General features: G+C 47.2%; 11 protein-coding genes, 2 pseudogenes and 1 riboswitch. All 13 genes and pseudogenes read right to left on the reverse strand.

The window, feature by feature from the left end:
• Nucleotides 1–118: 118 nt before the first annotated feature.
• Nucleotides 119–778 carry an SMC-Scp complex subunit ScpB gene (gene scpB, locus C0Q44_RS20960; protein ID WP_258166462.1) on the reverse strand — a complete coding sequence of 220 codons (660 nt, stop codon included), beginning with the start codon at nucleotides 776–778 and terminating at the stop codon, nucleotides 119–121.
• The gene (locus tag C0Q44_RS20965) at nucleotides 747–1,547 is read right to left on the reverse strand and encodes a segregation and condensation protein A (RefSeq protein ID WP_105409166.1); all 801 of its coding nucleotides are present in this window, start codon (nucleotides 1,545–1,547) and stop codon (nucleotides 747–749) included. The genes scpB and C0Q44_RS20965 overlap by 32 nt, the downstream gene beginning before the upstream one ends.
• 104 nt (nucleotides 1,548–1,651) lie before the next feature.
• Nucleotides 1,652–2,119: a 6,7-dimethyl-8-ribityllumazine synthase gene (gene ribH / locus C0Q44_RS20970; RefSeq protein WP_105409167.1), complete on the reverse strand. Its 468-nt coding sequence runs from the start codon at nucleotides 2,117–2,119 to the stop codon at nucleotides 1,652–1,654.
• Between the two features lie 32 nt (nucleotides 2,120–2,151).
• Nucleotides 2,152–3,384, reverse strand: a complete 1,233-nt coding sequence (locus C0Q44_RS20975) for a bifunctional 3,4-dihydroxy-2-butanone-4-phosphate synthase/GTP cyclohydrolase II (RefSeq protein ID WP_105409168.1) — start codon at nucleotides 3,382–3,384, stop codon at nucleotides 2,152–2,154.
• Between the two features lie 32 nt (nucleotides 3,385–3,416).
• Nucleotides 3,417–4,085: a riboflavin synthase gene (ribE, locus tag C0Q44_RS20980; RefSeq protein WP_105409169.1), complete on the reverse strand. Its 669-nt coding sequence runs from the start codon at nucleotides 4,083–4,085 to the stop codon at nucleotides 3,417–3,419.
• A 57-nt stretch (nucleotides 4,086–4,142) separates the two neighbouring features.
• Entirely contained in the window at nucleotides 4,143–5,246 is a 1,104-nt protein-coding gene (gene ribD / locus C0Q44_RS20985; RefSeq protein WP_181151104.1) for a bifunctional diaminohydroxyphosphoribosylaminopyrimidine deaminase/5-amino-6-(5-phosphoribosylamino)uracil reductase RibD, read from the reverse strand.
• Between the two features lie 320 nt (nucleotides 5,247–5,566).
• Nucleotides 5,567–5,733: riboswitch (FMN riboswitch) on the reverse strand.
• Nucleotides 5,734–5,919: 186 nt separating this feature from the next.
• On the reverse strand, nucleotides 5,920–7,227 hold the full coding sequence (locus C0Q44_RS20990) for a hypothetical protein (protein ID WP_105409327.1): 1,308 nt from the start codon (nucleotides 7,225–7,227) through the stop codon (nucleotides 5,920–5,922).
• A gap of 156 nt (nucleotides 7,228–7,383) precedes the next feature.
• Entirely contained in the window at nucleotides 7,384–7,815 is a 432-nt protein-coding gene (locus C0Q44_RS20995; RefSeq protein ID WP_105409170.1) for a peptidylprolyl isomerase, read from the reverse strand.
• Nucleotides 7,816–8,062: 247 nt separating this feature from the next.
• Nucleotides 8,063–9,394, reverse strand: a complete 1,332-nt coding sequence (gene lysA / locus C0Q44_RS21000; RefSeq protein WP_105409171.1) for a diaminopimelate decarboxylase — start codon at nucleotides 9,392–9,394, stop codon at nucleotides 8,063–8,065.
• A 103-nt stretch (nucleotides 9,395–9,497) separates the two neighbouring features.
• A pseudogene (locus C0Q44_RS21005) lies at nucleotides 9,498–11,164 on the reverse strand (spore germination protein).
• 24 nt (nucleotides 11,165–11,188) lie between these two features.
• Nucleotides 11,189–11,615, reverse strand: a pseudogene (locus C0Q44_RS21010) (stage V sporulation protein AB).
• Nucleotides 11,596–12,252 carry a stage V sporulation protein AA gene (locus C0Q44_RS21015; RefSeq protein ID WP_105409172.1) on the reverse strand — a complete coding sequence of 219 codons (657 nt, stop codon included), beginning with the start codon at nucleotides 12,250–12,252 and terminating at the stop codon, nucleotides 11,596–11,598. Before C0Q44_RS21015 ends, C0Q44_RS21010 begins: the two are co-directional and overlap by 20 nt.
• 545 nt (nucleotides 12,253–12,797) lie before the next feature.
• Complete coding sequence (gene sigF, locus C0Q44_RS21020) at nucleotides 12,798–13,553, reverse strand: RNA polymerase sporulation sigma factor SigF (protein WP_105409173.1); 756 nt, start codon at nucleotides 13,551–13,553, stop codon at nucleotides 12,798–12,800.
• Nucleotides 13,554–13,558: the final 5 nt, after the last annotated feature.

The following is a 13,558-nucleotide window of genomic DNA, read 5'->3' on the forward strand; positions in this document are numbered from 1 at the left end:
ACGTCTGACCTAAAAATCCCATTTCCTATTTCGAAAAATATCCAACACTACGTTCATATAAAAGCAATGCACAAAAAACCGACTCCACGGATGGAGTCGGTTTTTACCAATTTGTAAATCAAACGGACGGATCATCTGTAAGATCTTCTTCTTGAACGGTAAGACTCGAATCTTCCGTCGTTTCTGCACTTCCGAGATCCACTTGTTGCAGATCCAGTTTGTTGAACAACAGCTGTGTCTCTTCCTCCAGGTTTTCCGAATCTTCGAACAATCCCGGCTCCGGCAGGTCTTTAAGAGAAGCCAGGCCGAAGTAATCCAAAAATGACTTGGTCGTTCCGTATAGAATCGGGCGTCCTATCGCCTCAGCACGTCCCACTTCCTTGATCAGATCCTTATTCACAAGCGTATGAATGGCTCGCTCCGACTTCACCCCACGGATCTCCTCAATCTCGACTCGTGTAATGGGCTGGCGGTAAGCCACGATGGCAAGCGTCTCCAGAGCAGCCTGGGATAAAGAGGTACGTGCGGGTGAGTATGCCAGTTTCTCAAAAAATACAGCGTGCTCAGGCAAGGTTCCTAACTGGACTACACCAGCAATTTTCAGAATCTGTACCCCTCTGCCCTGCTGTGCAAATTCACGAATCATATCCTCAATCGTGTCTGTGACAAGCTCTACTCGCTGGTCCACGATTTCGGCAATTTGTTTGATACTCAGACCTTCTTCTCCGGACAAAAACAGCAGGCCTTCAATAATCGACTTCAATTTCGGAAAATCCATGATTCTTTGTTTCCCCTCTCCACTCCATAACAATATCCTCAAACATCCGCTCCTGATAACAGACAATCTGCTTCATCTTCATCAGTTCCAGCACCGCCAGAAAGGTCACGACAATCTCATGGCGATAGATATGCTCATCCATTAATTTGGAGAATAACAGTCTGCCTCCCGGCCCCATACTTTCCAAAGCGCCGATGACATCCCGTATCCGGTCTTTAACCGATATTTCATCCCGTTTGATCCGGGTTACCGTTGTGCGCTTCTCTGCCTTGCGTAATGCCTTCTGAAAGGCTGCAATGAGATCAGAAGTATGCAATCCCTCCACCGGGTTTGCTTGTGCTTCTACAGGCATGTAAGGGCGCAGATCCTCAGGCTCTTTGGAAAAAATAAGGCTTCGTTCCCACTCTCGTTCATGAAGATGACGCGCAATTCCCTTGTATTTGCGATATTCTATCAGACGCGCAATCAATTCTGCACGTGGATCATAATCTTCTTCTTCCATATAATCATAATCCTCGAAATCCTCAATAACCGGTGGTTTAGGCAGTAAAAGTTTGCTCTTGATCGCCAGCAATGTTGCGGCCATGACCAGAAATTCACTCGTAATATCCAGTTCCAATTCCTGCATCGAATGCAGATACGCCATGTATTGATCGGTAATATCGCTGATGGGAATATCCTGGATATGAATTTCAGCCTTATCGATCAGATGAAGCAGCAGATCCAAAGGCCCTTCAAAAGTCTCCAGTTTGTATGTAACTACCGTCACTAGACGAATCCTCCCGCCAGAAAAATACAAAACCCTGCTAAGCCGTCCGAATCCGGTCTCCCGTTTTCGTCTGCGCGTAGCAGGGCACTACTATTAAATAAGCACTATTTTAGCTGTTTCGTCAAGTTTGCCATCTCAATAGCCGCTGTAGCCGCATCCCAACCTTTGTTGCCCGCCTTGGTTCCGGCACGTTCAATGGCCTGTTCAATATTTTCAGTCGTCACCAGACCGAAGATCGTAGGCACACCTGTTTTCAGGTTAATAGCTGCTACCCCTTTTGCCATCTCATTGCACACATAATCGTAATGTGTCGTTGATCCACGAATGACCGTTCCCAAGGTGATCACCGCATCATACTTGCCGCTCTCCGCCATTTTCTGAGCAATCAGAGGGATTTCGAACGCACCTGGAACCCAGGCTACATCCACTTCATCATCCTGTACACCGTGACGTTTGAATGCATCAAGCGCTGCACTAAGCAATTTGCTGGTGATGAATTCGTTGAAACGTCCCACAACAACTCCATATCTTGATCCTTCCGAAACTAAATGTCCTTCAAAAAAATTTGGCATTCAAGTCATCTCCCTAACTGTATAATGTGCATTTACTCTTCGTTCTGTTCGATATCATCAAACTTGAGCATATGCCCGAGCTTCGCTTGTTTGGTATGAAGGTATACCGTATTGTCCTCGTTCTCCTCCATCTGAATCGGAACACGCTCTACGACTTCAAGACCATATCCTTCAAGGCCTTTGATCTTGCGAGGATTATTGGTTAACAATCGGATCTGGCGAACACCAAGATCTTTCAGAATTTGGGCGCCAATCCCGTAATCACGCAGGTCGGCAGCAAAACCCAGCTTCAGATTTGCATCCACTGTATCCAGACCTTCCTCTTGTAGCTTGTAAGCTTTGAGTTTGTTGATTAGACCAATGCCCCGGCCTTCCTGCCTCATATATAGAAGCACACCATTGCCTTCCTCATGAATCTGTTTGAGTGCCGCATCAAACTGTGGACCACAGTCGCAACGATGGGAGTGGAATACATCCCCTGTCAAACATTCCGAGTGTACACGCACCAGTACAGGTTTGGAACCATCAATCTCACCTTTGACCAAAGCCACATGCTCTTTGTGATCCACAGCATTCGTGTAGGCCACGGCCTGAAACTCGCCAAAGTCCGTAGGCATGCGTACAGCTACTTCACGTTGAACCAGCTGCTCTTTTTCGTTACGGTAACGAATCATGTCCTGAATACTGATCAGCTTCAGATCATGCTTGCGGGCAATCTCCTGCAGATCGGGAAGTCTGGCCATCGTACCATCTTCCTTAATCACTTCACAGATGACGCCTGCCGGGTATGAACCGCACATGATGGCGAGATCTACAGCAGCTTCTGTATGTCCAGCACGCCGCAGCACCCCCCCGTCTTTTGCGATCAGTGGGAACATATGACCCGGCTTGCGGAAGTCTCCAGCTTTCGCTTCAGGATCAATCAGCCCTTTGACAGAGATGGAACGTTCATGTGCGGAGATACCTGTTGTCGTATCTTTGTGATCCACAGAAACCGTGAAGGCTGTTCCATGAAAATCCGTATTTTGCTGAACCATCGGTTTCAAGTTAAGTTCGTCTGCACGTTGTTGTGTGATTGGAACACAGACTAGACCGCGGCCTTCCGTAATCATGAAATTAATGACTTCAGGCGTAGCCTTTTCGGCCAAAGCGATAAAATCGCCTTCATTCTCCCGATCTTCATCATCCACAACAATGACGGGTTTACCACGCATGAGATCGTAAATGGCTTCTTCTATCGTGTCCAGAATGGATTGTTCTGACATTGGTCCACCTCCAGTTTATTTCTTTTCTCTATTTATGCAAATCCGTGATTGGCAAGATAATCTTCACTGATACTGCGCGGCTTTCCACCACCGGTCTCTTGATGCCCTCTTCCATAATGAAGCAGATGATCCACATATTTGCCCAAAATATCGCATTCGATATTGATGGTATCCCCCGTCTTTTTGACATTGAGTACGGTTTCGCCAATCGTATGAGGGATAATGGAAACGTTAAATGCTGTCTGCGAAGTATGAACAACGGTCAAGCTAATGCCATCCAGTGTAACCGAACCTTTGGGAATCAGATATTTGAACAACTGATGATCATCAGGCTTAATCTCAAATACAATGGCGTTCTGATCACGTGTTACACTGCCAATTACACCAGTACCATCGACATGCCCCTGCACAATATGTCCGCCAAAACGACCGCCTGATTGCATAGCTCGCTCCAGATTTACTTTACTGCCAGATTGCAGCTGACTGAGATTCGTATGGCGATACGTTTCAGGCATCACATCGGCTGTAAAACCTCCGCCTTCGAGCGTTGTCGCAGTTAAGCATACCCCGTTCACCGCTACACTATCGCCAATCTTCAGATCGTCCATAATGGCGGAAGCTCCGATATTCAGGACCATTGCTTCGCCTTTCCGACCGATACGCCGGATCTGACCGACTTCTTCCACCAAACCGGTAAACATGCTACCGCCTCCCTTACTTATTTCAGAGACCCCGTCTAACACTCGAGATCCACTTCTTTATTCAGGCCACACCGGAATACCACCAATGCTGATATTATCTCCAACTTGTTCGATTTCCAGCTGATTCAATTGAATCGCCTGAGTCATGCGCTCCACACCTTCGAAGCGGAAGCTTCCAGGTGTATCATATCCGCCTACAATCTTAGGAGCGATAAACATGAGTAGTCGATCTATCAACCGTGCCTCGAGCATAGCTCCATTCAGGGTACCTCCACCTTCGAGCAAAATCGAACCAATCTCGCGATCACCCAGCTTGCTCAGACCGCTTAGCAGATCCACACGTGGTCCAGGACCGCAACGTATGATCTCGACACCGTAGGCTTCCAGACGTTCAGCAGCTTCAGGACTGGCTTCATCTGTGGTGAGTACCCATGTTGGGGCAAGACCATCCTTGACCATTTTGGAACCTACAGGAAGACGTAACTTGGAATCCACAACGATGCGTACCGGACTGATTCCCTCCACTTGCAAACGGGTTGTAAGTTCTGGATTATCCGCAATCACCGTCTCCACGCCCACCATAATTCCCTGGTGCCGATGACGTAGGGCATGCACAATCTCACGAGCGGGCTCGTTGGAGATCCACTTACTGTCTCCGCTGCGGGTAGCAATCTTTCCATCCAGGGTAGAAGCTGTCTTCAGCGTTACGAAAGGGAGCCCCGTTGTTATAAATTTAATGAATTTTTCATTCATGCGTCTTCCACGCTCACGCAAAACGCCTACTTCAACTTCAATACCTTGTTGACGAAGCATGCTTATACCCCTGCCGGATACTTGCGGATTTGGATCTTCACAACATACCACGACACGTTTCACCTTTTCATGAATCAGGCGTTCACTGCACGGTGGCGTCTTGCCATAATGACTGCAAGGTTCGAGTGTAACGTATACCGTACTGCCTTCTGCGTCGCTGCCTGCCATGTTGAGTGCATGTACCTCCGCATGGCCGGTTCCGCGTTTCAAATGGCTTCCCAGGCCCACAATGCGCCCTTCTTTCACAACTACACATCCAACGACCGGATTAATTCCCGTCTGCCCCTGTGCTCGTTCCGCCATATCCAGTGCCAGTGCCATATAAAATTCATCATTGATCATTTCCAAATCCGTTCACCCCGCGGTTTAAAGTCTTGATTATGAAAAAATCCCCGTCGAACAATCGTTCGATGGGGATGATGAGAGACAAATGTCACCAGCAGGAGTAAAAATAAATTGATACAGCACGCCAACACTTTGCCCAAAACTTCATTTCAGGCAAGTGAAAATAGACACATACCTTAATGAACTACAATTACAGGTAAAGAGTTTATGTGGTGTGACTTATGTATGGAAATGACCGGGATAACCCGGATCCCCCCTACACAGAACAACAATGATGACTGTGCAGCAATACTCCTGCTGAATGCAAACCCGTTAGGTCTGCACCTCTCCTTCTCCCATCCAGACTATACTGTCGGTTCTGGAATTACACCAGATCAGCCATCTGCCACAGGCAGACAGGTCACGGACTTTGCATCAAGTGCTAGACATGTGTCCTTACACTTACTGCATCACCGCCGGTAGGGAATCGCACCCTGCCCTGAAGGATTGCTTTCGTTATTACTTGGATGTTAGCACTTTAATGCCAAAAAATCAATTGTTTTTTGTTCCTTTTTGTTACATACTAACTTTTAATAAGCTAAGATACAACAAAAAAACCGTTCTCTCGTGGGAGATACGGTTTTCACGTGGATGCATTTCAATGACATTGTAACTTTCTAGAATCGTCCGTATGATTCTAAATTTCAGTGAAACACCAGCTGGCCATATGTTTCAGCTCTTTGGCATTATGAAATGGAATGCGGTCAGGCTCTTGTAATGGTGAAACGGGGAGCGGGAACTCTCTTGCCACTCTTCTAACCCAACTAGTGGAATCGATAGCGATAACTGAGCATTTCCAGCGTCCATTCGTTCTCGGACGAAACGTCTCATGCAAATCTGCTTTTCCGGGCATCTCTGGAAAGACACCATCCAGATATTCGACGATGACACGCTTGTCTCTGACTTCATGACAGTATACGGTCACCCATACCCCTTCTCGAATACGAACCGCATATATATCTCCTGCCTGTGCCTCGCCTGCTCCCGCATCGGGAGAAGCCTTTGGAACTTTTCCACGAACACTTCTTTTCTTCTCCAGTGCTCCCGATATCGTTTCTTTCAAAGGTGGGCTCTGATCCGGTCTCTCCTCAAGCGATACATCGGTTAGATCAAAATCATTAAATATCTTGGTCAAATTATCCTCATTGATTCCGATAGTTGAGTCCCACCATGCCAAAGGTGCCTGTACTTCAACCCGTACATTAGGGCGCTCGTCACGCTGTATGTAAGAAGTGAATTCTTCTATCATGCCGGGATGATCCGGCGTATCCAATATGCCAATCAGCGCTAACGTCTCAAGCAAGTCACGATATGCGTATTCCTTTTGTGTAGGTAGGAGACGTTCTTTTTTGAGCGCTAAGGCTGCCTTGCTATAGCGTGTTTTGGGAGGTAACGCGCGAAGCACGGTTAACACTGCACGGAATGTCCAACGGTCGTATTCATTAGGAACAGGAAGCTCCTGCAATTCAGCCAGCCGACTGAGCGCCAAAACGTATCCAAAGGGATCACCGTCCAAAGGTGTTCCGTTGGTCATGCGCCAGTACCATTGCAACGTCGTGTCGGTTGCTTGATCTACGCTTAATCCGCAAATCTTACAAGTGCTCGAAGATGGATACGGAGTGTGTTCATGGCTTGGCATGCGACTTCCAATAAGTTTGCCCGTAAGAAGCGAACGCCAGATCATGGGTGCTGACCACAAAGAGGAGACAAAGACCTGCGCAGCATCACTTATCGTCCATTGATTCGCAAGTTTTTTCAGCTCAGTGATCGTTGCATCATGTTGCGGACGTACAAATCGATTCGGTTCATGCCCGGCTGCCTCAAGAGATTCTCGATCCTGTACGGATACGCTATCTGGAACGAAATGCCGCGAAGCCTGTAATTCTTCGTCCCACACTGTGCTTTCACTATATATACGTTTTAAAAGGCTTAGCTGGTCCACCATATTCAAGGGGGTTCATCCTTCCTGTAATCGGTATCGGTCCAGATCCATTATGCTCAATTCCGACACATGACTTATAAAAAAAACCGAAGGGCTTCTATTATAAGTAGAAGTGCTTCGGTTTCTGATTTGAATTCGTTAAAGTGTATTGAGAGCTTATTAAGCTTCTACAACTTCAACAGTTTCCATTTTGTCTTTACCTTCGAGTGCATCTACGAACTCCATACCTTTAGTTACTTTACCAAATACAGTATGTTGTCCATCCAAATGTGGTTGCGGTTGGTAGCAGATATAGAACTGGCTTCCACCTGTGTTACGGCCAGCATGTGCCATAGCAAGTGAGCCGCGCTCATGTTTGTTCGGATTGATTTCACAGTTAATAGTGTAACCTGGACCACCTGCACCGGAACCGTTAGGGCATCCGCCTTGAGCTACAAAGCCCGGGATAACGCGGTGGAATGTAAGACCATTGTAGAAACCGGAGTTAGCCAATTTCTCAAAGTTTGCTACTGTGTTTGGAGCTTCTTGATCGAACAGATCGATCAGAACTTCTCCGCCGTTTGCCAATTTAACTTTCGCTTGTTTCGCCATATGTAAATGACTCCTTTCGTATTGACCATCATTAATGGTGTTAGAACGCATGACCCTGGGTCAAGCATTACAGCACTTTTTCTAGTGTACACCGAAAATGACTGGATCGCAAAAAAAACGGCAACTTTTTCATGATTTAGCTCAACTACACAAAAAACAGATGAAAAAGGAAGTTCCCTTTTCATCTGCCTCAACTGTTAAATCAACACATCCTGCATAACTCAGAAAAGCCTTATCTGTTGACGAATTAGCGAGTTACTGGCTGTTTACCAATACGCGCAGGTACCAGGTCATTCTGAATGATATCCTGATACGTCTCACGGCGTACCACTACATCCCCTTGACCGTCTTTGACAAATACAACAGCTGGACGACGAATCCGGTTGTAGTTGCTTGCCATAGAGTAGTTGTAAGCGCCTGTGCAAGCTACCGCGAGCAGATCGCCACTTTGCACTTTTGGCAAGTCCAGATCCCAGATCAGCATATCGCCACTCTCGCAGCATTTACCCGCAACAGATACGGTTTCCTGAGCAGCCTCATTCGCACGATTGGCCAGCACAGCTTCATACTTGGATTCATACAAAGCAGGACGTGGGTTATCGGTCATACCCCCATCGACGGCAACGTATTTACGCACGCCTGGAATGTCTTTGCTTGTTCCAACAGTATACAGCGTTGTTCCCGCTTCACCTACGATGCTGCGGCCTGGTTCAACCCAGATCTCAGGCACGGCATAGCCAATTTGCGCAAAATGATTTTTAACCGCATCTGTAATGGCCTTCACGTATTGCGAAACTTCAAGCGGCGTATCTCCGTCGATATAACGAATTCCGAATCCACCACCAAGGTTAACTACTTTGAAAGCAACGTTAAGACGCTCATATACGCTTGCTGCAAATTCAGCAACACGTTGAACAGCCATCTGGAAGCCTTCAACTTCGAAGATCTGAGAACCGATATGGGAATGCACACCGAGCAATACCAGGTTAGACTGCTTGGAAGCCAGTTCAATTGCTTCAAATGCTGTACCATTGCCGATATCAAACCCAAATTTCGAGTCTGTCTGACCTGTGGAGATATATTCATGCGTATGTGCCTCAACACCAGGCGTCACACGAAGCAAAATGTTTACTTTACGATTTTTGTCCGCTGCTACAGCCTGCAACAGATGCAATTCATTGAAGTTATCGACAACAAAACATCCGATCTCCGCATCAAGAGCCATCTCAATCTCTTCCAGCGTTTTGTTGTTACCGTGGAAGTGGATGCGCTCCGCAGGGAATCCTGCTTGCAGTGCTGTGAACAGTTCACCGTCAGATACGACATCCAGGGAAAGTCCTTCCTCAGCTGCAAGGGCGCACATTGCCATTACACAGAATGCCTTGCTTGCGTAAGCAACCTGGAAACCCAGACCGGAAGCACGAAATGCTTCCATGTACTCTCTGCAACGCTCGCGAACCAATTGCTCGTCCACAACATACAGGGGAGTTCCAAATTGTTCCTTCAAATCTGTTGCATCAACTCCGCCAATCTCCAGATGTCCTTGCGCATTTATTTTACTTGTACCATGTAAATACATAATCTGCATTCCTCACTTTTTATATACTGGAACAGTTGTTATTCCAATGATTTTACACCAGTATATCAAATTAGGCAGCAAGATGAATGGATTTTTCGGCAGATCATTTGTGTTTTTTACTTTTTCGCAGTTCACCGTCTGGATCATCGGACATTTTGGTATTGTCACGTGTTTTATTGAACGATGGACGTTTTTTATTTGCCAGCAAGGGAAGGCGGAATAAAAAGTTGCCCAAGGCCTTTGCATTAAACGGTATAAACGGCCAAAGATACGATGAATTGTATGACCGGTGAACAGTGAGCGCCAATATGAGTAATGTACAGCCTACGACCAGCCCCGGAACCTTGAAGATCGCCACAGCAATGAGCAGAACCAGCCTGACCAACCTGTTGGCAAGCCCCAATTCGTAACTCGGCGTGGCAAACATACCGATGGCTGCAATGGCCATGTAGAGCACAACCTCATTGACAAAATATCCTGTTTTGACAGCGATATCCCCGACCAGAATCGCAGCAATTAATCCCATCGCCGATGCTAAAGGTGTAGGGGTATGGACCGCTGCCATTCGTAATAAATCCACACCAAGTTCGATCAGAAGAAACTGTAGAATCAGCGGCAGCTTCACACTTTCCTGTGGACCAATGAAGTCGAATCCCATGGGTTTGATCGAAGGATCGATCACCATCAGGAGCCATAGGGGTAGCAAAAACAGCGATATCAGAATTCCTGCAAAACGCACCCAGCGTAAATACGTCCCCATCAAGGCCGTCTGTCTGTTCTCCTCCGCATGCTCACACAAGTCAAAGAAAGTCGTAGGCAGAATCATTACACTGGGGAAGTGTCTACGAAAATGACGACTCGGCCTTCCAGCAGATGGGAAGCCGTGACATCCGGTCGTTCTGAATAACGTACGAGTGGAAACGGATTCCACCCTTTGTTGATAATCGCTTCCTCCAGTTGCTTATCCGCCGCGGGTATCCCATCGATATCCACTCGCTGAATTTTTTCACGAACCGAATCTACCTGCACTTTATCGACAATATCATCAATATATGCCACGCAGACATCCGTTTGCGTTCTCCGCCCCACCTGCATGATCTCAAACTTCAGTCCAGGGTCGCGTATTCGGCGCCGCACCAATGTCACGTTGGTCAGGAGGGTTTCGGTAAAACCGTCTCTCGAACCCCGTACCACTCTCTCCAACGAAGGTTCTTCCGGTGAACGTACCGGGTAACTCCGAGTATCCATAACCAAAACGGAGCGGTCCCCTTCGACAAACATTGCGCTCATTCCGGTAAGGACCTTGTTGATGACGGCACTCATCTTGTCCACTTTTTCTACCTGAATATGAGGAATGTAACTTTCAAAGTACGATTTTAACGCATGTTCCGACACTTGATCGGGTGTAAGATAGGTTAAACGTTTTAACACCTCAAGGAGAATCTCATCCTTGGCAAACCCGGTCAGCAGCAACAATCCAACATGCTTTCCTCCCAGAACCATTTCCCTCATATCCACATCGAAGGATTCTCCGAGTCCCAAGACCTGCTTCAATGTATACTTATTCTCACTCATACGAGGGGATATATCATCATTTTCCTGCCAATACTGCACCGATTCCTCAACGCTGTCGGACATCTCATTTTGTTTTTTCTTATTATAAGCTTTCGTTTCCTCTTCCTTCTGGATCTCGTAGGGGGACTTGTGCATCACGCCTTCCATTATACCTTCACTATTTTCCTGACCTGTATGTTCCGTTCGTCGATCCATTTTCCATCCTCCTCTGGCCCCGTTCTACCGCTGATATACAAAAAAGTCAAACAGGGAACCTGTCATTTTGCCCAATATCATGGCGAGCAATAATCCAAATAAATAAGGTTTCATGCCCAGCCGCTTCGCCAGTACCGGTAACACATTCAACACCTCGGTGAGCGCCGCTGCGAGCAGACCGATGAAAACACCACAGAACAGCCCAATGATGGGGCTGAGCAGTAACACCCCGTGCATTTTCCAGTGCCAGAAATCGGCTACCGTACCAAGTAAAGAACCCCCGATGAGCGCCCCTTCGTACCAGTGAGTCTTGTCGTACGATTGTGTAAGCTGAGCCAACCTGGGAATCATATCGAGCACCAGAATGAGCGCAATCACGCCGCTCCCAACAGCAATTCCCCGGCTATCCCAGTACAATGCTGATTGCTCCATTAAGAACGCTCATCCGCATTCATCTCCCTACGTTCCTGCTCATGCATCCGTTCGCTTTCTTCAATCACCACATATTTGTCTACATTTTGCTGGTATAGGAACATCTCCACTTCCAGAGGAGTGGGCTCCTCATTCCACTTCTTCTTGAACAAATGATTGAAGAATACCGCCATACCGAATCCAATTCCGATGGAATACGCCACCTGGAACAGATAGGGATGTTCATCCCGATGTCCTGTAATCATCTCCACAATGCGAATCTGTACTTCCTGCATGTTCACATCTGCGTGAAAATTCATGATGGTTAAGGCTGATCCGAAGAAAAGCAGCAGCCATACCAATATGAACAAGGATTTGGAAGGCTGACCATTTCCCACGACCACTTCAACAAGTGTATGGCCTGATCCAATGAGCTCCACGCTTACCTCCGGCAGAATGCGTCGAATCTGGGGTATGATCTGTAATATATCAATGAGGATCAGATTGCCATCCTCCGGTCCAGGACGCAGCAGTTCAAGCTCCAGTAACCTGTCCTCCTGATCCTCCGTAGTGGTCAGTACGTGTGCGATATCTCCAAGTTTGACTGCTCTGCCCCTCTGGATGTGAATACGGCTGCGCAGACGAACGTAGACCGTTGGAGTGGGTGTCAGGGACATCCTAAACACTCCTTTACTGCGTAATTTAGGTTAGTATTTGAATAATGTGCAAATTTATTACAAATTGGTTGGAAAAAAGGTGGAAGGCTGAGTTGACGCTGCGGGATGGATCGGTCATTGGTCGCTGTTATCCCCGGATTTCTTGAACTCTCCTTTTCAAGGAGGAAATCCGGGGATAAAGGCGAACGCTTCGCTCCTTTTGACCGATTCCATCCCTCCGCTACCAGCAGTCCTCCCGTTTCCAAACATTTAAAATAAATATGCTGGGAAGGGGCAGGGGAGGGATTTGAATGCTGAGCTTTTCGGGGTTTGTTTTGCTCGAAATTACATGACTCTTGAAGTATCTTCTGAATACGACTTAGACTACAACTATGTTGAAATTTGGAGACTAAGGTGAACGTTTCGCTTCTTTTGACCGATTCCATCCATCTTGGTTTTGTTTCTCTAACAACAAATAACCTCCTTCGCCATAGTGCGCGATAGAAGGTTGTTAGTTGTCGTATATTGCTGTATAAGCGCCAATATTGTTGTTGCAACCCACGAAATTACTGCGCGATCTGGTCGCGGATGGATTGCAGTATTTTTTTCTCCAAACGTGACACCTGCACCTGGGATATCCCCAGCCTGCTGGCAACCTCGGACTGTGTCTGATCACGATAATACCTAAGATAGACGATCAGCCGTTCCCGTTCACTGAGACCGCCGATGGCTTCGTTCAGCGCCAGCTTGTCGAACCACCGTTCCTGAGACTCGTCGGCAATCTGGTCCATTAACGTGATCGGATCACCGTCATTTTCGAATACCGTCTCATGGATGGAAGTCGGTGGTTTGTTCGCTTCCTGAGCAAATACAACTTCCTCCGGGGTCACCCCCAGCTCTGCGGCCACTTCCTTGATTGTTGGCAGACGATCCAGATGTTTGGATAGTTCGTCCTTTTTTTTGCGGACTTTGTTCGCCATCTCTTTAAGTGAACGACTGACCTTCAAGGTACCATCATCCCGAAGGAATCGCTGGATTTCGCCAATGATCATCGGTACCGCGTAGGTCGAGAACTTCACGTCATAACTGAGATCGAATTTGTCCACTGACTTGAGCAGACCGATACAACCAATCTGGAACAGATCTTCCGGATCATATCCCCTGTTCATAAAACGCTGCACGACGGACCAGACGAGTCTGATGTTGCAGTTCACCAGCGTATCCCGTGAGACATGATCACCCGACTGACTGAGCGCAATCAGCCGCTTGACCTCGGCATCGTCCAAATAGGTCTGTGAAGATGGTTTCACTTCAGCATCCATAAGAA

Origin of the sequence: Paenibacillus sp. PCH8 (assembly GCF_002968835.1) — a bacterium.
GTDB lineage: Bacteria > Bacillota > Bacilli > Paenibacillales > Paenibacillaceae > Paenibacillus.

Coding starts and splice junctions, on each gene's coding strand:
- sigF (WP_105409173.1), bottom strand. CDS start 13,553: ATGGATGCTGAAGTGAAACCATCTTCACAGACCTATTTGGACGATGCC.
- ribE (WP_105409169.1), bottom strand. CDS start 4,085: ATGTTTACCGGTTTGGTGGAAGAAGTCGGTCAGATCCGGCGTATCGGT.
- C0Q44_RS20975 (WP_105409168.1), bottom strand. CDS start 3,384: ATGTCAGAACAATCCATTCTGGACACGATAGAAGAAGCCATTTACGAT.
- ribH (WP_105409167.1), bottom strand. CDS start 2,119: ATGCCAAATTTTTTTGAAGGACATTTAGTTTCGGAAGGATCAAGATAT.
- scpB (WP_258166462.1), bottom strand. CDS start 778: ATGGATTTTCCGAAATTGAAGTCGATTATTGAAGGCCTGCTGTTTTTG.
- lysA (WP_105409171.1), bottom strand. CDS start 9,394: ATGTATTTACATGGTACAAGTAAAATAAATGCGCAAGGACATCTGGAG.
- C0Q44_RS20990 (WP_105409327.1), bottom strand. CDS start 7,227: ATGGTGGACCAGCTAAGCCTTTTAAAACGTATATATAGTGAAAGCACA.
- C0Q44_RS20995 (WP_105409170.1), bottom strand. CDS start 7,815: ATGGCGAAACAAGCGAAAGTTAAATTGGCAAACGGCGGAGAAGTTCTG.
- C0Q44_RS21015 (WP_105409172.1), bottom strand. CDS start 12,252: ATGTCCCTGACACCCACTCCAACGGTCTACGTTCGTCTGCGCAGCCGT.